This window comes from Pseudomonas sp. 313, assembly GCF_000316965.1.
Lineage (GTDB): Bacteria > Pseudomonadota > Gammaproteobacteria > Pseudomonadales > Pseudomonadaceae > Chryseomonas > Chryseomonas benzopyrenica.
Genome location: NZ_ANBZ01000071.1, coordinates 182,340 through 206,627 on the forward strand (window position 1 = coordinate 182,340; position 24,288 = coordinate 206,627).

Here is a 24,288-nt window from a genome sequence, read left to right on the forward strand (position 1 = left end):
GCAAGCAGGCTCGTCATGACTGGAGTGACCGTCCTGGCACTGAGTGGCCTGCTCGCGGGCTGCTCCCTGGCACCCCGCCATGAACGACCGCAGGCGCCGGTCCCGGAGCGCTATCCCGTGCCGACGGCGTCCGCGGACCTGTCGCCTGACCGCCAAAGCCTGTTCGCCGATCCGCACCTGCACGCCTTGATCGATCAGGCCCTGGACGGAAATCGGGATCTGCGGCTGGTCGCGCTGGATATCCAGGAGGCACGCGCCCGCTATCGCATCAGTCGTGCCGACCTCATGTTCGAACTGGGCGCCACCGCCAGCCGGACGCGGGAACGGACTCAGAGCCTGGATAGCGCCTCGCGTACCGACCAGGAGCGAAGCGGCAGCCAGACGGCCAACCGATACAGCGTCGGGTTGGGTACCAACGCCTACGAACTGGACCTGTTCGGCAGGCTGAGAAACCTGCGTGATGCCGCTCTGGACGAGTACCTGGCCCAACGCGAGACGCGCAGCGCGGTGGAGCTGTCGCTGATCGCCGAGGTGGCGACGGCCTATCTGAATCAGCGCGCCCTGGATGAGAGACTGCTCGTGAGTCGCAGTACTCTGAAAAGTCGCCAGCGAGGCCTCGCCCTGATCGAACAGCGCCATGCCGCCGGCCTGAGTTCGGCGCTGGACCTGGCCCAGGCTCAAACGGCGCTAGAGACCACCGAAGCCGATCTCGCCGTCCTGGAACGAAGTCGGGCACAGGCGGACAACAGCCTGCGCCTGCTGCTCGGCGGAGAGCCGCGCAGCGACCTGCCCGCGCCCTTGCCGCTTGCGCGCCAAGGTCTCGACCTGCCCGTCCCGGCGGGCTTGCCCTCTGACCTGCTGCAACGCCGTCCGGACATTCGCGCGGCCGAGTACCGCCTGCGTGCGGCCAACGCCAATATCGGCGCCGCTCGGGCTGCCTTCTTCCCGCGCATCACCCTGACGGCCAGCGCCGGCTACCTGAGTTCCGATCTGAACGGCCTGTTCAACCTCGGCAATCAGGTATGGAGCTTCGTCCCCCAATTGCAGGTACCGCTGTTCGACGGCGGTCGCAACCGCGCCAACCTGGACCTGGCGGAGGTGCGGCGCGATCAGGATATCGCTCGCTACGAGAAGAACATCCAGGTCGCCTTTCGTGAGGTAGCCGATCAACTCGTTGCCGAGGCGCCCTTGAGACGGCAGCTCGCGGCCCAGCAGCGCCTGCATGACATCACCGCGCGCAGTGTCGAGCTGGCGAGCGAGCGCTATCGGCAGGGGCTGGACAACTACCTGAATCTGCTCGACAGCCAGCGCAGCCTCTACCAGGCCGATAACGCCCTGATCGAAACCCGGCTGCAGCTGATGATCGCCCACGTCGACCTGTTCCGGGCACTGGGCGGCGCGTGGGAGCGGAGCGGCGGAGCGGATCTAGCCGCTTCACCCGCTGCGACCCCGTCGCCCATGGCCTCGCGTTAACACTTGTTTACCGGCCTTCATGAGGTTTTACACGGGCCCTTCTGCAGCTCGATATCTTGAATTCCAGGCGCCCATCTATCGGATGCGCGTTCGCACAAAAGGAGACGCCAGTGAGGCACGTCATAAAAAGCATCGGCTTCATCGCCATGATACTGGGCGGGGTGGCCGTACTCGTGGGGTGGCTCATAGACCCCACCGTCGCCTTGAACAACGGCATCAAGCTGGTTTCGATAAAGCGCGAGTTCCTGCAAACCGACTTCTTTCTCTGGGGCGCCATGTTGTTCGCCGCCGGCTTCAATGGCTATTCCCTGCATACCGATCTGTGAGGCCGACGCGACCTTTCCTTTCGTTGATCCACGGGAAAACGTCTCCGCTCCCAGGACATTTCACGAGCCTTGGCTAATGCGCGCTTTCGGCGTCTCTATGACTCTGCTGCTGGCCTGCCTCTCCGCCATGCTCGGCCTGGTCGACCTCGACGAACCCGACGTGATACCTGCCCATGAGCCTGTTGCCCAAAGGCGAGCCGTTCAAGATCCTGTTCGATGCCCTCGACCTCTGACAGCCACCACAGTCCCCGCGGGCAGGCTGAGCCAGGATCGCCGCCAGTTGCCTTTCCGCCCTTCTCCCGGCACGGTGACCCGCCCACCTAGTCTGGAACGCTCGCCTTGACCCCTACCCTGCACATCGCCGCCGCCATCCTCCTGAACGACCGCCAGCAGGTGCTGCTGGTGCGCAAGCGGGGCACCACCGCCTTCATGCAACCGGGCGGCAAGGTGGATCCGGGGGAGCAACCCCTGGAGGCCCTGATCCGCGAACTGGAAGAAGAGCTTGGCCTGGTCATCACGCCGGACGCCGCGACCTTTCTTGGCAACTACCAGGCGCCGGCCGCCAATGAACCCGGCTTCAGGGTCGATTGCGCGCTGTATCAGGTAGCCATGGGCGCGCAAGATCAGCCGCTGCCGGCCGCCGAAATCGAGGAGGCGCTATGGGTAGCGGTAGACGAGCCCGGCGCTCTGCCGCTGGCGCCCCTGACGGGCGAGGTGATCTGGCCCTTGCTGCAGCGGCAGCTGCTGAGCCACTAGCAATCGCCCTCGGTCAGGCCCGACCGCGCCGCAACCGCTCTGCCAGAGTGGCCTGAGGCATCAGGCCGCTCTGGCAGCGATAGGCGTCAGACCTCCGGTAACGGCCGCCACCCTCCCGCCGTACGCAGCTCGAGGCAGGCCGGCTGGCCATCCAGGCGCAACAGGTGCAGCCAGCCATTGCGCACCAGATCGCGTACTACGGCATGGTTGGCGATCACCTGATCGATCATGGCGCGCGGCGCCTCGATCACCACGTGCAGGCGTAGCGGACGATGCATCCACTGCTGACCGTCGTGCAGCGACTGGCGCGCCAGGCCGATGCGCAGGTCGCCGCCGTTGCCCTCGAACACCCCGATATGGCCACCCACCACGTTGTGCAGCAGCTTGTTGCCACTGCCGAAGCGCAGGTTGTCGGTGGTCGAGGTGAAGTACTGCAGGTTGATCCAGTGGGCCACCACCATGGGTGCGGTCATGATCAGCTCCAGTACCTTGCCCCCTGCGTCCTGGCGCCAGTCGTAGTCGTGCAGGAAGGCGCGGCCCTGCAGATCCACCGCGCGGGTGCGTGCCCGCGGCGCGGCGATGAAGGCGGCGTTGCCGGCCAGTCCCCATTCCGGCCGGGTCTGCGCCCAGTCGCGGGCGCGCCGCCGCAGCCGTCCGAGCAACTTGGCCGGCTGCTCCTGCAGCGGCGCAAGGCCCAGGGTGCTGGCCCGTTGCCGACGCGCCTCGGCGCTCGCTCCGTCCAGGGCTGCCCGCAGGCGTTGCCAGCTGGGCTGGAGCGCAGCAGGAAGCGCCGCATGACCAAAGACCTGCACCTCATCCGTCGTGGTGTTGTGCAGCCCGGCCAGTACCTGGCAGTGCGGCGGCAGGTCGAGGCCGCGCACCCGTAGCCCGATGCGGACCTCGGGATCGTTGAGCAGGCCGGCCAGCAGTCGCGCATTGATCTCGCCGCTCTGACCACAGCAGGCGCCGCAGTCCAGGCCTGCCGCCTGAGGATTGTTGGCGCTCTGGCTGCCATGACCGACCAGTACCAGCAGAGGCGGCAGTTGTCCGCTGAGCCCCATGGCCTTGAGGATGCGCTCGGCCAGGTCGACCTGCTGGAGCCGCGACAGGGCCGGCAGCCGTGGTTGCAGCTGCTGCCGCTCGCGGCGGCGCCAGGCACTGAGTTCTGGCGACGGCGCGCCACCGGCCAGGCCATAGGTCCGCCCCAGCAGCGCCCCGGCATAGCCCAGCCCCACGCTTTCGACCAGGGTGAAGGTCGAGGCCGGCAACCGCTCGAACAGCCGCCAGCGGCCCTGACGGGCCAGGCGCTCCTGATGCAGCTCTGCCAGTTGCCGATCCCGCTCGGCATCGCCACTGCCGTCGCTCACCTGCAGCTGCGGCGCGAGCAGGCCCGGCAATTGCGGGCGCGTGGCCTGGGTACCCAGCGGGGTATAGGCGATGGGCAGGCCGAAGAAGCCGGCGAAACCGCCGGTCTCCAGCTCCGGGCACGTTTGCTCCAGGGCGCGTCTGAGCGGCTCGGAACGCACGTCGATGCAGAAGAACAGCTTGGCCAGCGGTGCCGTGGGTGCGGCGGCGGGAGTGCTCTGGCACAGGGCCCGCTGCAGTTGCTCCTGCCAGGCCAGTTCGTCGGCGCGCTGCCACAGCTGCAGCGCCCGCCAATTGGCCGAGGGCGCCTGCTGCGAGCGCTCCTGCCAGGCCGCCCGCCAGCTGTGCCAGCGGCTCCCGGCATCGCGCCGGCGATCATCCACCAGCCACTCCCAGGCCGCGCGGATGGCCAGCAGCTCCAGCAGCGTCTGGTCGTCCTCGCCCTGCAACCGGGCCTGCCAGCGCCGATAGGCGCACCAGGAGGCCCAGCCCAGGTTGCGCAACAGCAGGCAGTCGAACCAGAGGGCCCAGTCTTCCGCCGGTAGACCCAGCTGCTCGACCGCCGCCTCCAGGGCCGCCTCGGGTTGCAGTGGCAACTCGGCAATGCGCGGGTGCAGGTCGCGACAGGCGCTGAGCACGCTCAGACCCCGGTCGGCCAACAGACTGGCGCGCCAGGTCTGATAGAGCCCGCTACCCTCTGCCGGCCGCCAATCGGCCTGTTCGTGATCGAACCAGGCCGCGCAGCTCTGGCCGATCTGCTGGGTGATCAGCGCCGGCCAGCCCGGGAGCGGCACGCCTGGCTCGGCGAGATCCTCCAGCAGCGGCAGCCCCTGGTCGACCTCCGTAGGGGCGTTCAGTACCTCCAGCAGCCGTACCGGCGTGCAGGACGCCCCCTGCTCGGCCAGCGCCTGCTGTAGATGGCGCTCGGCGATGCGGCCGTCCTGCCAGGCCTGGCGATAGTCCACGGTGTCCAGGGTCAGGCGGCTGCCGGCGCGTTGCCAGAGTTGCGCGGCGACTGTCTGCCAGGCCTGATCGCGCCGCTCCCACAGGGGACTGACGGCGATCATGCGATCCAGCGGCCAGGTCGGCGCGATGCGCGCACAGGCCTGCCGGGCGGCCTCGTGCAGAGCTTGGTGCTTGAGGCTGGGAAGCGCTTCGAAGGCAGTCATGAGTGGTCTCCAAGGGTGGCGCTCAGGGGCTGGGGCGCATGCGCCGGCCAGAGGCGGAAGGTCAGGCGGGTGAAGTGCTCGTCCAGGTAGAAGCCGGCAAAGGCCAGCGGGTAGAGGCGTTGCGCCAGAGCGCCGCGCGGCCGAGCCAGCAGCAGGCCCTGCAGCAGGTAGAGACCGACCAGCAGGCCCATCGCCAGCAGGGCCAGCGGCAGCGGCGCCTCGGCGAGGTGCTGGTCGAGGATCCAGCCGGCCGCCTGATGCCACAGCAGATAGGCGCCCAGCAGCAGGCCGAACATCAGCAGTCCGTGCGCCCACTGGCCGCGGCGCAGGCACCAGGGCGCCAAGCCGATCGCCAGCAGCGTCAGGGCCACCAGAGGCAGCTCATGGCCGGGCAGCAGCCAGGCCCAGAGCCCTTGCAGCAGGATCAGCATCAGGGCGGCCACCAGCAGCGCGCGCAGCAGGCCGGCTAGGTCGAGCGCAGGTGCCTGGGGTTGCAGCGCCTGTTGCCGGGCATGGGCCACCGTCTCGCCGGCGGCCAGGAAGGCATGGGCCTTGTACAGCGAATGGGCCAGCAGGTGCACCAGCGCCAGTTCGTACAGCCCCAGCCCGCATTCCAGCAGCATCAGGCCCATCTGCGCGCAGGTCGACCAGGCCAGGCGGACCTTGATGCTGATGCGGGTCATCATCACCAGGGCCGCGAGGACCGCGGTCAGGCCGCCCACCAGCACCAGCAGGCTCTGCGCCGGTACGGCGGCGGAAAACAGCGGGGCGAAGCGCAGCAGCACGAAGCCGCCGAGATTGACCACCCCGGCATGCAGCAGGGCCGAAACCGGCGTGGGGGCCTCCATCACCTGGATCAGCCAGCCATGCACCGGCAATTGTGCCGACTTTAGGATCACCGTCAGCGCCAGCAGCAGCGCCGCGCCCTGCAATTCCCAGCCGAGCGGACCACCCGCCTGCACCTGGGCCTCCACGGTGGCGAGGATCAGTGAGAGCTGGCTGCTACCGCCCGCCTGTACCAATAGCAGGATCGCCAGCAGCAAGCTGACATCGGCCAGGCGACTGGCGATGAATTTCTTGTGGGCCGCCACCACGGCCTGAGGGCGTTCGCGGTAGAAGGTCAGCAACTGGTGCAGGCACAGGCTGGACAGGATCCAGGCGCCTGCCAGCAGCAAGAGGTTATCGCTGGTGACCACCGTGGCCACCGCCGCCAGAGTGGCCAGCAGGGCGAGCACATAGCGCCGCTGTCCTGGCTCTCCTTCCAGATAGCGCTGGGAGTACTCGATGATCACCAGCGCCAGCAGGCTGACGAGTCCGGCCATCGCCAGGCCGAGGCGGTCGGGGTGCTGGGTTTCGAAGACCGCCTGTAACCATGTGGCAAGAACCAGCAAGACGCCCAGATAGCCGGCGACACGAGCAGGCCGCCAGAATTGGCCAGGTGAAGCGAGAAAGGCCGCCGGCAACAGCGCCAGGGCATAGACCCAGGGCAACAGCGGAGCCAGGGGAAACAGCGGGCTAGACATCGTGCACACTCCTTGAACACCAGAGGGCACCAGTTTCAGGATGTGTAAGAATTATTTAAAATAGATTGATCAGAACCTAACGTTCACTTTTGAAGAACGAAGCATGCGTCGCCTCAATTTCCATCACCTGCACTACTTCTGGGCCGTGGCCAAGGAAGGCAATCTCACCCGCGCCGCCGAGGCGCTGCATGTCTCCCAATCCGCCCTCTCCACCCAGATCCGCGTGCTGGAAGACCAGCTCGGCCATCCCCTGTTCCTCCGCTCCGGACGCAGCCTGCGGCTGACCGAAGCCGGACAGCTGGTGCTGGACTATGCCGAAACCATCTTCGCCCTGGGAAGCGAGTTGCAGAACACCCTGCAGAACGCCCAGGAGGCGAACCAGAGGCTGCGCATCGGCTCCGTCGCGACCCTGTCGCGCAACTTCCAGGAAAACCTGCTGCGCCCCTTCCTTGGCCGGGAAGACCTGGTTCTGACCCTCGAATCCGGCGGTGTGGACGAACTGCTGGAGCGCCTGGCCCTGCACAAGCTGGACGTGGTGCTGACCAACCAGGCGGTGAGCGCCGACAGCCAGCGCACCTGGCAATGCCGCCTGCTCCATCGCCAGCCGGTGTGCCTGATCGGTCCACCACGCCAGGACCGCCGCCCCTTCGATCTCCACCGCGACCTGCAACAGGCCCGCCTGATCGTGCCCGGGCGCAGCAGCGACGTGCGCAGCCAGTTCGAGGTCTATTGCAGCGGCCAGGGACTGACGCCGCGCATCTGCGCCGAGGTCGACGACATGGCCCTATTGCGCCTGCTCGCCCGCGACTCCGGCGACATGGCCCTGCTGCCCGCCGTGGTGGTGCAGGACGAACTGCGCAGCGGTGCACTGCAGCTCTATGCCGAGGTGCCGGAGATCGCCGAGCGGTTCTATGCGGTGACCCTGCAGCGGCAGTTCAGGCTGAGCATTCTGGAGGAGTTGCTGGGGTAGCTTGCCGCTCAGGTCGAGTCCTAACAGAAGTCCAGCTACCCTGGCGGAATCTATCGCTCTACAGACGTACATGCGCCAGATTGATCCACACAACTCTACCTTTCTCGAAAACTATAAACCCCTAACGGGTAATTCGCTTCGTCGCATAGTCAATTGCGTGCTTTATCAGGTCGAAATGAAATCGGCAGACAAATAATAGCAGCTACCGAAATCGACGAGTCGCGTAGGTTTCAGCGTTGGGGCCGTGCGAATCAAAGTTGGCGCCTTTAATGCAGGCGGCAATCTTTCCATCTTAAACGCAAATTTGTGCCCAAGCAAACTATAAGCTTCCGAAGCTTTGTACGCAGAAGATAGAAGACACTCTGACTTAGATCTAAAAACGCGCTTTTAAAAAACCGAGGCAGGTCTCAGTTAGATTATAATCAAGAAAGCCTACCAAATTGACCCGAGCTTAAAACAAACCACAGCCACTCAAACCGCTCCTCAAAAACTCGAACTGGAAATACCGCATAACAAAAAACACCAGCATTAAAAGATTTTTTTAAATTTATTGCAAATCTCAATAAAGATGCTAAAGTCTAGAAAAGTGCTTTATAGCTATATTATAAAACCTTATAAAAACTCGGAGCAAACTTGAATTGTTCGATTCACCTAGAGAAAACCAATTCACGCAAGGCACAATTTTTTTCTTGTGCCTATGCAGAGAGCTACGAAAACATCGCAACATATGGACTAGTTATAACAGCCAGATGTGATGCAGCTCAAAACAAAGCACCTATCTATAATTTTGTCCCCGTAGTAAGACTAACCGATTGGATACTAAGAGACGGTGCTGAAATAATTTTACAAAGAGAAATGCAAGATTTACTAAATAGAAAAAAATCTATTTTACGCCAAGCAAACATCTCAGAGTCATTACTCGACTCAAAAACAACAGATGAAATACTACAATTACAACTTATCCCAATGGCAGCTGTCGACAAAAAAATAGCCGTAAAAGCAAAAGAATACAAAGAATTCTCAAATAGAGAAGTAAGAATAAAGAAAGCTCTGGATCTTTGGGATAATGAAATTCTAACAGAAGAAATAAAGTTATCTAGAAAAACACTAGATCAAGTTATACAAGAATTGGCATCCAACAGATTGGTGGGACATTATCTTTTGCGTGAAATGCCCAGCCTTTACAATGACAAGAATGGGGACTACGTTGCTCTCCTAAGAGAAATTCATCACATAAAAAAAAGCTACAGCAAAAAAAATCACTATTGGATTAGCGAAAGAACCTATTCCAACCCAAAACACACAAGAAGATAGCTGTCCTAGGTTTGTTGGAGATGACGACTACTGTATGCCAGTAGCGAGATTAAAGTCACCATGGATGGAACATTTAATGCAAAGCCTTACAATGCTTTTTGCACGCATCGGAATTGAAGACATCGACGTTACAGCTGTTAAAAAATCGCTAACCAACTTGGGCCTTGATGAAAAATGAAGTACCTATACATTGACTCTGCATCCATTGATGAAATTGTAAACGGAAGAACATACCAGTCAACTGAATTTGAAGACGCAAAGTTTTTCATAAAATTCATAAGAGGAGAAACCCTCGAAATATCTGTATCCTCCAAATGCATAGGCATTCAGCACAGCGATGGTTTCTTTTTAATATCACCAGATGTAAAAAGTGAAAACTATTTAGTCATAGACCTTGAACAAGCAGATACAATACTAGAATTAGACGATATAGGACTCCTTCTCGCATGTCAAAAAGCGTTAAGATTTTGTAAAAAATCATGGGCAAATCTAACCCCAAGCAAACATGAGCGAATCTTGTCCAATGGCAAAGCAGCAGTTTTTCCATACCCTATTGGCCAGCAAACTTCACTGCGCATTAGCATTGATAGACAGCCTGACGAAAAACGTCGTTCAAGAAGAGAATCGGGGCAGGCCTACTTAATATATAAATTTAGTGATAACGAAGGTCAAGGCCCTACTGAAACCCCTCAACTTACCAATTTCCGGAAAGCGATTGAGGTTAGAGATACCGCATACAAGCAAGCAAGGAAAAAAATTGTAGATCAAACGGAAAATCATTCGTCGATCTCATCCATTGCTATAACTGAGCTATCACCGCAAAACATTCATCTCCAAGAAAATGGTTTAGACAATTGGCAAAAATGGCTTACTAACTCCCAGAAACATTTTGTTAACTCTAAACTCAGTGTGCCACATCGTATTGAAGGCCCCGCCGGTACAGGCAAAACACTTTGTTTAGTACTAAAAGCAATAAAACAATTTGAAGAACTCTCAAAGGATCAGCCTGCAGCAATTCATAAATCGCTCTTTGTTACACATAGTCAGGCTACAAAAACCACTATCGAAAATCTTTTTGCCACCAATGGCGGCAGTGCTTATTTGGGCGACTATTTAGAATCCAGCAGAAAATCACTGAGTATTTTGGTCACAACACTCCATGAACTTTGTGCTTTCTTATTACAAAAAGAAATTTCCGATGTGGAACTTATTGACAAAGATGCTTACGAGTCCAAGCTCACCCAAAAACTTTATGCTAACGAAGCAGTCGAGCGCATCCGAGCTAATGAACTAACCTCGCATCGACCTTACTTATCCAATGAATTCCAGGCATTTATAGATAGTACAGACAATTGGGCTATTGCGGAGATGCTACAGCACGAAGTGAGTGTCCAGATCAAGGGCCGCGCAGATCAAGACCTTACAAAATACAAAAAACTGCCCCAACTTAAGTTTGGCATGCCACTAAAAAACGAAGGCGATAGAAGTCTTGTCTTCCTAATGTATGAGGAGTATCAAAAAGAACTTGAGGCAGCAGCGCAGTTTGACACCGACGACGTAGTTCTTAGTGCGATCTCACAACTGGGCACACCTATTTGGCGCAGACGCAGAGTTCGGGAAGGCTTTGACAGTATTTTTATTGACGAAACCCACCTTTTTAACTTAAACGAACTATCTATTTTTCATAAATTAACAAAGCAAGACGCAAGACAGCCTATCGCCTACTCAGTCGACCGATCACAGGCATTAGGTGATAGAGGATGGACAAGTGAGGCCTTTGAAGATGCATTTGTCCCAACAGACGAACAACACAAGCGTGAGCTGACCAATGTAAAGAGCATATTCAGGTGCTCCCCTGAAATTATTGATCTGGCATTTTCTGTAACATCCAGCGGAGCCACTCTATTTACAAACTTCCATAACCCTTTGACATCTGCCGTAAGCACCTTCTCAGCAGACGAAGAAAGAAGAGCAAAGAAGCCTGAATATATAGATTATGCATCTGACGGCGAAATGTATACTGCAGCATTCTCAAGAGCCGAAGCAATGGCAAGAGAGCTAAACTGCCAGAAGGCAGATATAGCCATAATTGCCTTTGGGGACGAGTGTTTTGAAAGAGCGCAGGCCACTGCAATTGAAAGCAAAAAACCCGTCGAAATAATAAAAAGCCGTGGAGACATCAAAGCAGTTGCTAAAGCCCGGCAGAGTGGCAAACTAGTATTAAGCTCTCCTGAATTCGTAGGAGGACTAGAGTTTTATGGAGTGATACTAGTAGGAGTTGACTTAGGCAGGGTACCCCCTACGATCATGGGAGTCGATGAAAGCCAAGCATTTCTAAGTTACACTGCCCACCAAAAACTCTACGTATCCATAACCAGAGCCAAGTACCGAGTTGATATTTTAGGAAACAAAGCTCGCGGAATAAGCCCTTCCTTATATAGCGCTAGAGCAGCACAACTGATAGACATCATCAGAGACTAAACAAGAAACCCACTTCTACCTTAGAACTGCCTAGCGTAATCCGCAAAACATTTAGCTGCTACTTAAAACGTATCAACTGAAAATTTTTAGACGTATGTACGTGCGGACGATCAATTCTGCAATAGGTACGCTAAAGCATAGCTTCATCTGGGGCTGGAAAAATACCAGATGAAGCGATAGGTCGTGTATTGGGATGTCAGCGAGACGGCCCGAACACTAAGACTCATCTTAGTTGTGACGCCATAGATGTACTTTCCCATCTAATACTTTCATCAGTGGAGAACGAAGGGCATTGCGCATGCGCACCTTTTTGGATATGAAACTCACACTGAAAAGTCAGAGTGACCTCTTAGCGCTACCGTTGCTTATTGGTAAACAAAGGCTACGATACCGAACGCTTGCATCAGTACCACATGTGCACGGTCTTAATACTTATCGATATCAACCACCCAGCACCCCAGGCGTGCCCTCTTCCCCCTCCTCCCGCTACAATACCCACCTTGCCGTGCCCCACCTGATCGAGAAGAATTGCCATGTCCCTGCCCAAGCACCATCTGGAATTGCTCAGCCCTGCCCGCGATGTCGGGATCGCGCGGGAGGCCATCCTGCATGGGGCCGATGCCGTCTATATCGGCGGGCCGAGCTTCGGGGCGCGGCACAATGCCTGCAACGAGGTCAGCGAGATCGCCGAGCTGGTGACCTTCGCCCGGCGCTACCACGCGCGGGTGTTCACCACCATCAACACCATCCTGCATGACGACGAGCTGGAGCCGGCGCGCAAGCTGATCCATCAGTTGTACGACGCCGGCGTGGATGCGCTGATCGTGCAGGACCTGGGCGTGCTGGAACTGGACATCCCGCCGATCGAGTTGCATGCCAGCACCCAGACCGACATCCGCACCCTGGCGCGGGCCAGGTTTCTCGATCAGGCCGGCTTCTCGCAGCTGGTATTGGCGCGTGAGCTGAATCTGCAGGAGATCTCGGCCATCGCCGCCGAGACCGACGCGGCCATCGAATTCTTCATCCATGGCGCCCTGTGCGTGGCCTTCTCCGGCCAGTGCAACATCTCCCACGCCCAGACCGGCCGCAGCGCCAACCGGGGCGACTGCTCCCAGGCCTGCCGCCTGCCCTACACCTTGAAGGATGACCAGGGTCGGGTGGTGGCCTTCGAGAAGCACCTGCTGTCGATGAAGGACAACAACCAGAGCGCCAACCTGCGCGCTCTGGTCGAAGCCGGCGTGCGCTCCTTCAAGATCGAGGGGCGCTACAAGGACATGGGCTATGTGAAGAACATCACCGCCTACTACCGCCAGTTGCTCGACGAGATCCTCGAAGACCGCACCGACCTGGCCCGTGCCTCCAGCGGCCGTACCGCGCACTTCTTCGTGCCCGACCCGGACAAGACCTTCCACCGCGGCAGCACCGACTACTTCGTCACCGACCGCAAGGTGGACATCGGCGCCTTCGACTCGCCGACCTTTACCGGTCTGCCGGTGGGTCAGGTGGAAAAGGTCAACAAGCGCGACTTCATCGCCGTGACCGAGGAGCCGCTGTCCAACGGTGATGGCCTCAATGTGCTGGTCAAGCGCGAGGTGGTGGGCTTTCGCGCCAACGTCGCCGAGCTCAAGAGCACGTTCTATGAAGATGGCGAGGAAGACGGGGCAAAGCGTTACCGCTATCGCGTCGAACCCAATGAGATGCCCGAGGGGCTGTATCGCCTACGGCCGAATCACCCGCTGTCGCGCAACCTGGACCACAACTGGCAGCAGGCCCTGCTCAAGACCAGTGCCGAGCGTCGTATCGGCGTACGTTGGCAGGTCGAGCTGCGCGAGCAACGGCTCCAGCTGACCGCCACCAGCGAGGAAGGCGTCAGCGCCCGTGTCACTCTGGACGGTCCCTTCGGCGTGGCCAACAAGCCGGAACAGGCGCTGGACGGCCTGCGCGATCTGCTGACCCAGCTGGGCACCACCGAGTACCACGCGCTGAACGTGACCCTGGATGCCCCCCAGGCCTTCTTCGTACCCAATTCGCAACTCAAGGCGTTGCGCCGCGAGGCCATCGAGCAGCTGACCGCGGCGCGCATCGCCGCCTACCCGCGCGGCCGCCGCAAGGCCGAGACCAGTCCGCCGCCGGTGTATCCCGAGTCGCACCTGTCGTTTCTCTACAACGTCTATAACCAGAAGGCCCGCGACTTCTACCATCGTCATGGCGTGCAACTGATCGACGCGGCCTACGAGGCCCATGAAGAGCCTGGCGAGGTGCCGGTGATGATCACCAAGCACTGCCTGCGCTTCTCCTTCAACCTCTGCCCCAAGCAGGCCAAGGGCGTCACCGGCGTGCGCACCAAGGTCGCGCCCATGCAGCTGGTCCACGGCGACGAGGTGCTGACCCTGAAGTTCGACTGCAAGCCCTGCGAGATGCACGTGGTGGGCAAGATGAAGGGCCATATCCTCGACCTACCGCTGCCGGGCAGCCAGGCCGCGGCCAAGGCGCTCGCCAGCATCAGCCCGGAAGACCTGCTCAAGACCATCCGCAACAAGCCGACCGGCTACAGTCACTGAGCCCGAGTGGGCTCCCAGGGTCGATCTGGTCTCGCCCGCCAGGTCATCACCTCGGGAGCCCGGCCAGTCGACGCGCTGTCGGCACGCCCGCGAAATCGCCATTCTCCGCTCACTCGAGCGCGAATCTCCTCGTTGCTCATCGCCTCCAGCACGGGCTGGCAAAAGGTGGGTGAACCGACTTTTTATCGACTCGGCAGCGCCTGCCGTAACGCCTGGGCCAGAGGCGCTCGCCGTCGCCAGCAGTGCTGTCACCACGAGTCGAATCGCGCCCGCCCGTGAAAAAAAGTGCACGGCACCAGCTCAAAGAACTCAAACCTGGCTGATGCCATCCGTGGGCTCCTGGCTGAATGGCCGAGCTGGCGGACGGTGTCCTGTGTTCCAGTTGACCAAGAGCGCGCTGGGATAAAACGAGTCGCGACCGCGCCTGCGCGGCCGAGTCGTGGCGATTTCTGAACCGGCTAGAAGACCCCCTGCTTTATGGATCTCGGACTTTTCAACACCCTGCTATCGACCAGTCTGCTCGGCATCTCGCTGGCCAACTGGCTCGCCATGCTGTGCCTCATCCTGCTCAGCTTCACCCTCGCCCGCACCGTCATCGGTTTCGTCCTGAGAAACTTGCGGACCCGCGCGGAAAAGCCGGGCGCTCATGTCAGCCAGATCGCCATCCAGGTGCTTTCCAGCACGAGCAATACCCTGCTGCTGCTGGCCGCCATTCTGATCGGCGTGGGGATACTGGATCTACCCGAGCGCTGGCTGACGCGGGTCAGCAGCCTCTGGTTCGTGGTAGCGGCCTTGCAGGTCGGGCTATGGGCCAACCGAGCGGTAGCCTTGGCGGTGCATCATTACTTCGTCAAGCACAGCCAGGCCGACGTCTATCAGGGCAGCGCCCTGGCCACCTTGTCGCTCTGGGGCGCCAAGGTGCTGCTCTGGGCCGTGGTCAGCCTGGCCATGCTATCCAATCTGGGGGTGAACATCACCGCCTTCGTCGCCAGCCTTGGCGTGGGCGGCATCGCCATCGCCCTGGCCGTGCAGAACATTCTGGGCGATGTGTTCGCATCCCTGTCCATCGCGGTGGACAAACCCTTCGAGGTGGGCGACTTCATCGTCGTGGGCTCGCTGGCAGGCACCGTCGAACATGTGGGCCTGAAGACGACGCGGATCAGAAGCCTGGGCGGCGAGCAGATCGTCATGGCGAACGCCGAGATGATCGGCAGCACCATCCAGAACTACAAGAAGCTGCAGGAGCGTCGCATCGTCTTCAAATTCGGGCTGACCTATGCCAGCCAGCCAAGCCAGATCAAACAGGTCACCGCTGCCCTGAAGGAAATCATTCAACGGCAGGACAAGACGCGCTTCGACCGCGCCCACCTGCTGACCTTCGGTGACAGTTCGCTGGAATTCGAAGTCGTCTACATCGTGCTGGATGCCAGCTACAACGTGTACATGGACATCCAGCAGGCGATCAATATCGAGATGATGGAAGCCTTTGCCAGGATCGGCGTGCGTTTCGCCCTTTCCAGCCGCAGTCTCTATGTCGAAACCCTGCCCGCGGATTTCCTCGCCGAACAGGATCGACAAGATGCTCAGTCGGTTGCCCAGCGCCAGCCGGTGATGCAGTAGGACCCTGCCAGGAAACGAGAGCTGCCGATGCTGGCCACTGGGGCGTTTGTCTCCGCAGACGTCCCACTGGCGTGCAAGGACGAACTAATGGCTCAGCGTCGCAGTGAATTACCGCTCGGCTGCCGTTGGCGCCTGGCGGGCCAGGCCGTTGTAGGCGTCGAGCATGCGTTCGCACCAGGCGGTGAGCGGATCGTCCTCGGCCAATAGCGATTGCGCGCTGACGACCCGAGCCCATTGGAAGGCGCCGAAGACGATGTGATCGGCGTAGGCCGGGGCTGCACCGGCCAGGTAATCCTGCACGGCCAGGGTACTGCGCAGGGGCTTCAGGACCTCGTGAAATGCTTGCAGCGAGCGCTCGCGCTGGGCGGCCAGGGCATCCAGCGACACGCCGAACGCCGCCTCCCGGGTCCGCTTGAAATAGTCTTTGTCGGCTTCATCCAGCACCGCATGGACGTCGGGCAGGATCAAGCGCGCTAGCGCCGGATGGACACTGTCGGCAACCCATTGATTGACGAAGCGCGTCAGCGCCTTGAGCGAGGCATCGCCCAGCAGCGAGGGCCGATCAGGGTACTGGTGATCCAGATACTCGGCGATGGCCCAGCTGTCGGTCACACAGCGTTCGCCGTCGACCAGTACCGGCACCTTGCCTTGCCCGGAAAAGGCGATGGCCTCCTTCTCGTGGAAGCGCCAGGCAACGGTCTCGACTGGTAGACCCTTGTGGGCCAGCGCCAGCCGTATGCGCCAGCAATAGGGGCTGAAGCGGCAACTGTCGTCGGCACCGGTCAGTTCGTACAGGCGTAGCGGAAGGGTCATCAGGAGATTCCTCTTGGTCAACCAATGGGAGGTTCGCGGGCGACTGTCGGGGCAGGTACAGGCGCCGATCAGGTCTTCTGGGACAGCGGCAAACCGCTATAAGTACCCGACCGCTTGCGCTTTCTTTGGGTCGCTATGGCGAAGGTCCCTAGCCAGGCGACGCCCGCGGGAACCTGCCCACAGACTGGGCTCTCCTCCACCGTATCGGCTACAGTTCAGCCAACCCTTTGCCTGTCGCGAAGGCTTGGCACCAGAAGAGCCACGCGTTAGCCAAGGCGCGCAGAGCACCACAAGCCAGGAGTCACGCATGGAGCAGGACAATCAGCAACAGGACTACCTCACCACCCTGGAGTCGCTGGAAAGCCTCTACGGTGAGGTCGCGGCACCCTCGATCCTCAAGGAAATCGATCATATCCACCCCGCGTACCAGCCCTTCATCGAGGCGGCATCCTTCGTGGTCCTGGCCTCGTCAGGACCTCAGGGGCTCGATGCCTCTCCCCGCGGCGATGCGCCGGGCTTCGTGCAGGTCGAGGACGCCAGGACGCTCTACCTGCCGGACCGCCGGGGCAACAACCGCCTGGATACGCTGCGTAATATCCTCCAGGATCCCCGGGTAGCGCTGCTGTTCCTGATCCCTGGTATCGGCGAAACCCTGCGCGTCAACGGCACCGCCCGCATAGCGGTCGATCCGACCTTGCTGGCCCGCTTCGAGGTCAAGGGCCAGCGCCCGCGAACGGTGCTGGAAATCAGGGTCACCAGCGTCTACTTCCAGTGCAGCCGCGCGGTGATCCGGGCCGGCCTGTGGGATCCTGCCAGGCACCTGGCGCGCAGCGCGCTGCCTTCTCCCGGCACCATCCTCAAGCAGCTCTGCCCGACCCAGGTGGACGGCGACGCCTACGACCAGGCCCTGCCGCAGCGCATCGCCAGCACGCTCTACTAGGGCTGCCCGGCACTGCCTCCAGCCCCCATCAAGGACCCGCCATGACCTTCGCTGATATCCTCGTCCCCACCTACACCAACCTGCTGGGCGCTCTCTCGGCCTGGCTTACCAAGGCCGAAGCCCAGCGGTCGGACGGTGCGACCGAGGCGCTACTGGTCGCCCGCCTGGCGCCTGACATGTTTCCCCTCGCCACCCAGGTCCGCTTCGCCTGCGTCCAGGCCCAGGAAGGCCTGCTGCGCCTGTACGGCCAGAGCTTTCCACCCGAGTTGAAGGTTCTGCTCGACGAAGGGCGCAACGCGGCCGAACAGCCGGGCACGCTGGCCCAGGCACAGACCTGCATCCGCGAAACCCTGGAGCGGGTACAGGCCCTCTCGGCCCAAGGGTCTGCCGTCGCGGAGGGAGAACCCATCGCCCACGAACTGCCCCAGGGGCTGGTCTTCGATTTCACCGCCGAACAGTACGTCCGCGACTGGGCGCTGCCGCAGTTCTACTTTCACGTGATGACCGCCTACGCCATCCTCCGCGCGCAAGGCGTCGAGCTGGGCAAGGCCGACTACGTCGCCCATGTACTGCCCCTCCTGAGGCCCGGCGCGTCGTCCTAGCCGCCAGGCGGCCAGCGCCGGAAGCCGCGTCTCCGGGATCCGAGACAGGCCGCTGGAGCCCTGGTCGTCAGCCTTGGAGATCAGCTGACCGCCAGGTGTGGTATGAGCTTCAGGGCCGCGTACTGCAGGAGCATGATGGTCTTGCCGTCGCGAATGGTCCCGGCATCGATCATCGCCAGCGCCTCGTCCAGGTCGACCTCGAGCACGGCGATGTCCTCGCCTTCCGCGGCATTGCCACCCCCGGCCGACTTGCGATCGCCCGGGGCGTACTCGCCGACGAAGAAATGCAGCCGCTCGGTCACCGAACCGGGACTCATGAAGGCATCGAACACCTGCCGCACTTCCCGTACCTGAAAGCCCGTCTCCTCCTCGACCTCGGCGCGGATTCGCACCTCGGGTTCGGCGGCGTCGAGCAGGCCGGCGGGCGCCTCGATCAGCAGGTCGTCGTGCCCATTGACGAAAGCCGGATAGCGCAGCTGGCGCGTCAGCACCACGGTGCGCCGCCGGGGATCGTAGAGCAGGATGGTCGCGCCATTGCCGCGATCGTAGGTCTCTCGCGATTGCCGCTGCCAGGTGCCGTCACTGCGCAGGAAGGCGAAGGTGGTCTTCTTCAGGATGAACCAGTCGTCAGACAACACCTTGACCTCTTCGACACGAATACGCGGGGCGATGCTCATAGGCGATCCTCTGGGTTGGCGAGCGGTATTTACCACTCTAGGGCTTCGCGCTAGAATTCGTGCAGTTTCGTGCAACGTCAAGAATTTTCGTGCAGGAGTCCCCGATGCTGACCCGTGAACGCAAGGCGCTTATCCAGCAGGTGCTGCGCCGGGAAGGCCGGCTGGTGGCCAAGACCTTCAGCCAGCAATTGGGGGTCTCGGAAGACACCATTCGCCGTGATCTGCGGGAGCTGGCAGCGGAAGGCGTGCTGCAACGCGTGCATGGCGGCGCCTTGCCGGCTTCGGCTGCCGTCGCGGACTACGCCAGGCGCGAAGAGGCGTCCATGGCCAGTAAGGTAACGCTCGGCCAGGCGGGCATCCGCCTGATCCAACCGGGACAGATCATCTTTATCGATGGCGGCACGACCAATGTCCAACTCGTCCGCCACCTGCCCAAGGAGCTTGAGATCACCGTAGTCACCCATAGCCCGAACATCGCGGTAGAGCTGGTCGAGCATCCGCTGATCGAGGTCGAACTCATCGGTGGCCGCCTGTTCAAGCATTCCATCGTGACCCTTGGCGCAGCCTGTGCGGAGGCCATCGCTCGGGTGCGAGTCGACAGCTACTTCATGGGCGTGACCGGGCTGCATCCCGAGACGGGCGCCACCACCGGCAATGCCGAGGAAGCCGCGATCAAGCGCATCATCAGCCGTCAAGCGGCGGAGACCTTTGTGCTGGCAACGCGGGAAAAACTCGGCGCGGCCTCGCCCTACGGCATCATCCCGCTGGCCGATGTCAGCACCCTGGTGACGGATGCGGCGCCTGACGACGAGGCGCTCGGGGCGCTGAGCGCCGCAGTATCCGTGATCCATGCCTAACTGCCGCCTTTCGGTCGCGCGTAGTCATCCCGCTAACGTCTGCCGCCGATAATCCTTGGGCGTGCAGGCGAATCGCTTGCGAAAGGCACGGCTGAAATGGGCCGAATCGGTGAAGCCCCAGCGGTAGGCGATTTCGGTGATGGAGGCGCGCTGGAGCATGGGGCTGCTGAGGTCGGCGGCGCTGCGCTCCAGGCGGGCGCGCATGATGGACTGGCAGATGCTGTCGCCGTCCTCGAAGGCCCTATAGAGATTGCGCACCGAGACGCCCAGCTCCTGGGCCAGCCAGTTGGGTGACAGCAGCGGCTGCCCCAGCGAGGCGTCGATCAGGGCCAGGGCGTTGCGCTTGAGGCCGGTCAGCGCCTGGTGTTCGCCGCTCTCCAGCGGCAGATCGTGCCGCTGATCGAGCGCTGGAATCAGCAGCGCGTGCAGGGCTTCGCTCAACGCCGCGCCCTCTTCCGGGGTAGCGGCTTGCGCGTCGAGATGGGTGACCTGGCTGACCAGGGAGCGCAGCAGCAGGGTGGTCAGACCCGCGGTCGGCAGTTTGCCGAAGCGCGGATCACCGCCGGCCAGCCGCCGTCCGAGCGCCTGACGATCCAGGTGGAAGGAGGTATGGCGGATCAGTCCGCAGGGCAGGATGTCGCAATCGAATTCAGGGCACATCAGCGCCATGTCGCCAGGGCGCAACTCCACCGCTTCGCCCTGGTGGCGCAGCACCGAGTGCCCCGCCTCCTGGACGATGAGAAAGCAGGTGCGGTCATCCACCTGATCACCCGGCGGACGCTCGCAGGCGATACGCCCGGCATTGGTGCTGATGGTGGTGTATGCGAAGCCACCGATGTCATGGTGCAGGATCTCGCCGATGAACAGCGAGTGCTCGGGCGCCAGCCAGGATTGGAAGCGGCCGCATACCGACCGCAGGGCCTGGGTCCAGTTGGCGAAATCCTGCATCAGGGCCTGTTGGGTCATGTCGATCTCCTCTGTTCAGGGTGCGCTCGGGTTGCCTGAGGTCCCGGCGTTACCCGCGGTAACCTGACTGTTCGGCACGCAATAAGCACACCGGCGCACTAGCCGTTTTCGGCACTCAATGCGGCGCCACCTCGGGGGCGATCCAGGCCTGCAGGCGCGCGAGAACCTGCAAGGCGGCCTGGGCCTGGTCCGGCGGTAGCCGCAGGTAGCGGCGATAGGCCGGAAAGCGGCTGACCACCTCGCTGGCCGCATAGGGCTCCAGCACGAGGCGCCACTGCCCTTGCCGGCGTTCCAGCTCCAGCTCCCGGAAATCCAGCACCTGCAGCGCCTCGATCAGCGCCGGATCCCGCACCAGGGCGGCGCACCAACGCTCCAGCGCAGGATCACGCCCTGCGAGGATGCGGAAGGCCAGGCCCGTGCGCCGCCACCAGCCGCTGTGCCGCAGCCGGATACGCACCGGTGTGCCGGCACAGGTTGGCCGCTGCCACTGGAAGCGACAGGTCACCAGGTGCATGAGAAACAACGCCTGGGGCCGCTCCCGGATTTCGAAGGTCCAGCCCTGGCCCTCCTGACCGACCTGCAGGTGGTCAATGGCCAGTGCCGTCACCTGCAGACCCGGCAGATCTCGCACCAGGCGCGCCAGCGTCGCGCCGGGGCGATAGCCCGCCGGCTGCTTCCAGAACGACCACATCTCAGACCGCGCCGCGCAGCACGGGCTCGATGGCGGGCAACTGCAGGCCGACCTCGCGGTTGAACTCCTTTTCCAGCGCCTCTTCCACCGGCACCGGGCGGAACGGGTGGACGCGCTGGACCACCAGCGTCCAGAACAGCGCGAAGGCGGCCGTCAGGCCGAGCATGGCACCGAAGGGACGATAGATGTCCGCCGCGTTCATGCCGGGTGGGGTGATGAAATACATGCCCAGCAGCAGGCCGGCACTGGCGATGATCTGCGGCAGCGGGAACAGCGGTGAGCGATAGGCGCGCGGCAGGTCGGGCCGGCGCAGACGCAGCAGCACCACCGACAGATTGACCAGCAGGTAGGCGGTACTCCAGGCGCAGACCGCGGCGAGGATCAGCGGCACGATCCGGTCCGCGTTGCCGCCCAGCCACCAGGCGTGGAGGCAGGGAATGGCGGCGACCACGGCGATGCACACCACCGGTGTCTTGAAGCGCGGATGCAGGTAGGTGAAGACGCGTGGCAAGGCGCCATCCACCGCCATGCCGTAGAGGATGCGCGGCACGCCCGCCATCAGGGTATTGATGGTGGCCGCCCCGGCGAACAGCAGGCCGATGCCCAGCCAGATCCGGCCGAAGGGCCCCATCACCTGTTCGGCGAAGTGGGGAATGGCCATGGGCGTATCCAGCAGGTGGACATTGGCCGCCGGATCGATCAGGACATTCTCCACCTGCCGGCGCATGGCGGCGCCATAGATGAACATGCAGCCGGCCACGCCCAGCAGCCCGAGCAGCATGGCGCGTGGCAGGGTCCGCGCGGCATTGCGTACCTCGGGCGCTAGGGGCGTGACGAATTCGCAACCGACGAACATGAACATCGCCATGCCGATCAGCGACAGCAGCGTGGTCAGGTCATCGCCCACCAGGGAGGCGCCGAAGGGGCCGTCCAGGGCCACCGCGGGCGCCTTGAGCAGACCGGCGATGCCAAAGATCATCAAGGTGGTCCACATGCCGAAGGTCAGGATGACCTCGGCCTTGCCGAACACCGTCACGCCCAGCACGTTGAGCACGGCGAAGCCCAGCACCAGGCCGACCCCGACCAGCCAGGCCTGGCCACCCGGTTCGGTCAGGACATTCAGGGATTCGAAATTGACCAGCGCCATAGTGCCGCTGAGGATGGTTTCCGCCGTGCCCGCGAAGACATGCACGATCAGGTAGGCGGACAGCGTGCCGGTGATGGCGAAGAAGCGACCCAGGCCGCAGGCCAGGTAGTCGTAGACCGAGCCGTTGGTGGGCAACAGGCAGGCGGCTTCGGCGAAGCTGGTGGATTGCGCCAGCATCATGACCAGGGCGATACCCATGGCCAGAGCGAACAGCCCGCCGCCCAGGCCGAAGCCGGTGGTGGCCGTAAGGATCACCGGGCTGGCCATGATCAGGCCGACGGCGCTGGCGAGCGCGGTCGGAAAACCGACCACCCCTTGGTGCAGGTGCTGGGACAAACGTTGCTGCAAGGTCATGTCAGAAGCCCTCTGGTTGTTATTGCTCTAGGCAGGGCAAGGTCCGGTTACCCGGACGGGTGCTATGAATTGTCGGGGGCGTCTTCGTCGGGGACGCCGCGAATCCCAGCTTAAAGAAGGCCTCGGGCGGCGGCCTTGCCCAGGCGTGCCAGCGCAGTTGCCTCTCGCTGCCAAGGGCGGCGGACCGGGCAGGCGCCGTGGACGATCGCCGCCGGGATTCGCGCGGGAGCGGCGCCGGCAGCCAGGATCAAAAGCGCTGGCAGGCAAAGACAATAGCTTCGCCAGGGGTTGTTGCCTTAATAGCGCCATGAGCGGATGCCCCGGCATCTCCCCTTCCAGTCTGGCAGTACGGCACGCGCAGATGATCACTCTCGAAACCCCGACCTACTACACGGCCACCAAGAAATACGACCTGAGCTTTCCTTCGCTGGCGGACGATATCGAAGCCGACGTCGTCGTCATCGGCGGGGGCTTCTCCGGGATCAACACCGCGCTGGAGCTGGCCGAAAAGGGCATCACCAACATCGTGGTGCTGGAAGCCCGCCACCTCGGCTTTGGCGGTACCGGTCGCAACGGCGGCCAGATCATGGCCGGCATCGGTCACGACCTGGAGAAGATCAAGAAGGAGGTGGGCGAAGATGGCTTGCGGCAGATCTTCGAGATCAGCGACCTCGGCGCCGACATCATCAAGGCGCGCATCGCCCGCTACGACATCGACGCCGACTTCTGTCATGGCTACGGTTACATGGGCTTCAACGCCAGGCAGGAGAAGACCCTGCGCACCTGGGAGAAGGAATTCAAGTCCACCGGCACTCCGCACGAGATCCGCTTCCTGGCCGGCCGCGAGGTGCGCGAGATCATCGGCTCGGACGCCTACAGCTGCGCCCTCCTGCATCGTGGCGGCGGCCATGTGCATTCGCTGAACCTGCTGCTGGGCGAAGCCAAGGCGGCCGCCAGCCTGGGGGTGCGCATCTTCGAATTCAGCCCGGTGCTGGACGTCAGCTACGGCGAGCGCATCAAGGTGCGCACCGGCCGCGGCACCGTCACGGCCAGCAAGCTGCTCTGGGCCTGCGACAGCTTCCTCAACAAGCTGGAACCCGAGCTGCACCGCACCACCATCAACACCTACGCCTTCCAGATCGTCACCGAACCCCTGGCGGATGAGCTCATCCAGCGCATCAGCCCGATTCGCGGGGCCTACAGCGACATCCGTCCGGTGATCGACTACTACCGGGTGACCAACGAGAACCGGTTGCTGTTCGGCTCGGCCACCTCCCTGGTCGAGCATATCCCCAAGGATCTCAAGGCCTGGAATCGCAAGCTCATGCTAAAAATCTTCCCCTACCTCGCCGAGGTGAAGATCGATCTGGCCTGGGGGGGCCCCATGGCGGTGAGTCCCAATCTGTTTCCGCAGATCGGCACCCTGCCCGGCCGGCCCAACGCCTTTTTCGTCCAGGGTTACTCGGGCTTCGGCGTCACCCCCAGCCACATCATCTGCAAGGTGCTGGCCGAGGGCATGAGCGAAGGCTCGGCGCGCTATGACCTGATCAGCTCCATCCGGCGCATCGAGGTCACCGGCAAGGATGTCTTCGGGCCACTGCTCCTCACCGGCGGCAAGACCTGGCATCAGGTGTCCGGCTACTGGAACGGTCGTCGCTAACCCTTTTTCCCAACAGGAGTCCA

The 24,288-nt window shown here is 61.7% G+C and carries 19 protein-coding genes; 12 read left to right on the plus strand and 7 right to left on the minus strand.

Annotation, left to right across the window (positions count from 1 at the left end; translation table 11 throughout):
* The first annotated feature begins 15 nt into the window (after window positions 1-15).
* The 3 genes from C722_RS0115280 to C722_RS0115295 all read left to right on the plus strand — a co-directional run bounded on the left by C722_RS0115280 (window position 16) and on the right by C722_RS0115295 (window position 2,555).
* Window positions 16-1,473: an efflux transporter outer membrane subunit gene (locus C722_RS0115280; RefSeq protein ID WP_017641338.1), complete on the plus strand. Its 1,458-nt coding sequence runs from the start codon at window positions 16-18 to the stop codon at window positions 1,471-1,473.
* Window positions 1,474-1,583: 110 nt separating this feature from the next.
* Window positions 1,584-1,799 (plus strand): hypothetical protein, encoded by a 216-nt coding sequence (locus tag C722_RS0115285; RefSeq protein WP_017641339.1) that lies wholly within the window; start codon window positions 1,584-1,586, stop codon window positions 1,797-1,799.
* A gap of 339 nt (window positions 1,800-2,138) precedes the next feature.
* Complete coding sequence (locus C722_RS0115295; protein WP_017641341.1) at window positions 2,139-2,555, plus strand: NUDIX domain-containing protein; 417 nt, start codon at window positions 2,139-2,141, stop codon at window positions 2,553-2,555.
* An 86-nt stretch (window positions 2,556-2,641) separates the two neighbouring features.
* On the opposite strand, the gene C722_RS0115300 is transcribed toward C722_RS0115295, so the two are convergent.
* Window positions 2,642-5,089 carry a YbcC family protein gene (locus C722_RS0115300; protein WP_017641342.1) on the minus strand — a complete coding sequence of 816 codons (2,448 nt, stop codon included), beginning with the start codon at window positions 5,087-5,089 and terminating at the stop codon, window positions 2,642-2,644.
* Entirely contained in the window at window positions 5,086-6,612 is a 1,527-nt protein-coding gene (locus C722_RS0115305) for an NADH-quinone oxidoreductase subunit L (protein ID WP_017641343.1), read from the minus strand. The genes C722_RS0115300 and C722_RS0115305 overlap by 4 nt, the downstream gene beginning before the upstream one ends.
* A gap of 103 nt (window positions 6,613-6,715) precedes the next feature.
* On the opposite strand from C722_RS0115305, the gene C722_RS0115310 reads away from it, so the two are divergent.
* The 5 genes from C722_RS0115310 to C722_RS0115320 all read left to right on the plus strand — a co-directional run bounded on the left by C722_RS0115310 (window position 6,716) and on the right by C722_RS0115320 (window position 15,558).
* Window positions 6,716-7,582 (plus strand): LysR family transcriptional regulator, encoded by an 867-nt coding sequence (locus tag C722_RS0115310; RefSeq protein ID WP_017641344.1) that lies wholly within the window; start codon window positions 6,716-6,718, stop codon window positions 7,580-7,582.
* A gap of 633 nt (window positions 7,583-8,215) precedes the next feature.
* Entirely contained in the window at window positions 8,216-8,896 is a 681-nt protein-coding gene (locus tag C722_RS26255) for a hypothetical protein (protein ID WP_157225836.1), read from the plus strand.
* 174 nt (window positions 8,897-9,070) lie between these two features.
* Window positions 9,071-11,377, plus strand: a complete 2,307-nt coding sequence (locus C722_RS25860) for a UvrD-helicase domain-containing protein (protein WP_081594593.1) — start codon at window positions 9,071-9,073, stop codon at window positions 11,375-11,377.
* A 533-nt stretch (window positions 11,378-11,910) separates the two neighbouring features.
* Window positions 11,911-13,938, plus strand: a complete 2,028-nt coding sequence (locus C722_RS0115315) for a U32 family peptidase (RefSeq protein WP_017641345.1) — start codon at window positions 11,911-11,913, stop codon at window positions 13,936-13,938.
* Window positions 13,939-14,415: 477 nt separating this feature from the next.
* Window positions 14,416-15,558: a mechanosensitive ion channel family protein gene (locus C722_RS0115320; protein WP_017641346.1), complete on the plus strand. Its 1,143-nt coding sequence runs from the start codon at window positions 14,416-14,418 to the stop codon at window positions 15,556-15,558.
* A 108-nt stretch (window positions 15,559-15,666) separates the two neighbouring features.
* Here C722_RS0115320 and C722_RS0115325 read toward each other — a convergent pair whose 3' ends face one another.
* Window positions 15,667-16,371, minus strand: a complete 705-nt coding sequence (locus tag C722_RS0115325) for a glutathione S-transferase family protein (RefSeq protein WP_017641347.1) — start codon at window positions 16,369-16,371, stop codon at window positions 15,667-15,669.
* Between the two features lie 307 nt (window positions 16,372-16,678).
* Between C722_RS0115325 and C722_RS0115330 the strand changes: the two genes are divergently transcribed.
* Both C722_RS0115330 and C722_RS0115335 read left to right on the plus strand, forming a co-directional pair.
* A complete protein-coding gene (locus C722_RS0115330) occupies window positions 16,679-17,311 on the plus strand; it encodes a pyridoxamine 5'-phosphate oxidase family protein (RefSeq protein ID WP_017641348.1) in 633 nt (210 codons plus the stop codon).
* A 41-nt stretch (window positions 17,312-17,352) separates the two neighbouring features.
* Window positions 17,353-17,913, plus strand: a complete 561-nt coding sequence (locus C722_RS0115335; protein ID WP_017641349.1) for a DUF1993 family protein — start codon at window positions 17,353-17,355, stop codon at window positions 17,911-17,913.
* Between the two features lie 80 nt (window positions 17,914-17,993).
* Here the strand turns inward: C722_RS0115335 and C722_RS0115340 are convergent, their stop codons facing one another.
* Entirely contained in the window at window positions 17,994-18,590 is a 597-nt protein-coding gene (locus tag C722_RS0115340; protein WP_017641350.1) for an NUDIX domain-containing protein, read from the minus strand.
* Between the two features lie 104 nt (window positions 18,591-18,694).
* Between C722_RS0115340 and C722_RS0115345 the strand changes: the two genes are divergently transcribed.
* Window positions 18,695-19,447 (plus strand): DeoR/GlpR family DNA-binding transcription regulator, encoded by a 753-nt coding sequence (locus C722_RS0115345; protein WP_017641351.1) that lies wholly within the window; start codon window positions 18,695-18,697, stop codon window positions 19,445-19,447.
* 24 nt (window positions 19,448-19,471) lie between these two features.
* On the opposite strand, the gene feaR is transcribed toward C722_RS0115345, so the two are convergent.
* The 3 genes from feaR to C722_RS0115360 form a co-directional block, all read right to left on the minus strand.
* Window positions 19,472-20,413, minus strand: coding sequence for a transcriptional regulator FeaR (feaR, locus tag C722_RS0115350; RefSeq protein WP_017641352.1), 942 nt, complete (start codon window positions 20,411-20,413; stop codon window positions 19,472-19,474).
* 115 nt (window positions 20,414-20,528) lie between these two features.
* Window positions 20,529-21,104 (minus strand): DUF3156 family protein, encoded by a 576-nt coding sequence (locus C722_RS0115355; protein WP_017641353.1) that lies wholly within the window; start codon window positions 21,102-21,104, stop codon window positions 20,529-20,531.
* 1 nt (window position 21,105) lies between these two features.
* Window positions 21,106-22,605, minus strand: coding sequence for an APC family permease (locus tag C722_RS0115360; RefSeq protein ID WP_017641354.1), 1,500 nt, complete (start codon window positions 22,603-22,605; stop codon window positions 21,106-21,108).
* A 361-nt stretch (window positions 22,606-22,966) separates the two neighbouring features.
* Here C722_RS0115360 and C722_RS0115365 point away from each other — a divergent pair, with 361 nt between their 5' ends.
* Complete coding sequence (locus C722_RS0115365; protein ID WP_017641355.1) at window positions 22,967-24,265, plus strand: FAD-binding oxidoreductase; 1,299 nt, start codon at window positions 22,967-22,969, stop codon at window positions 24,263-24,265.
* The last annotated feature ends 23 nt before the right edge of the window (window positions 24,266-24,288 follow it).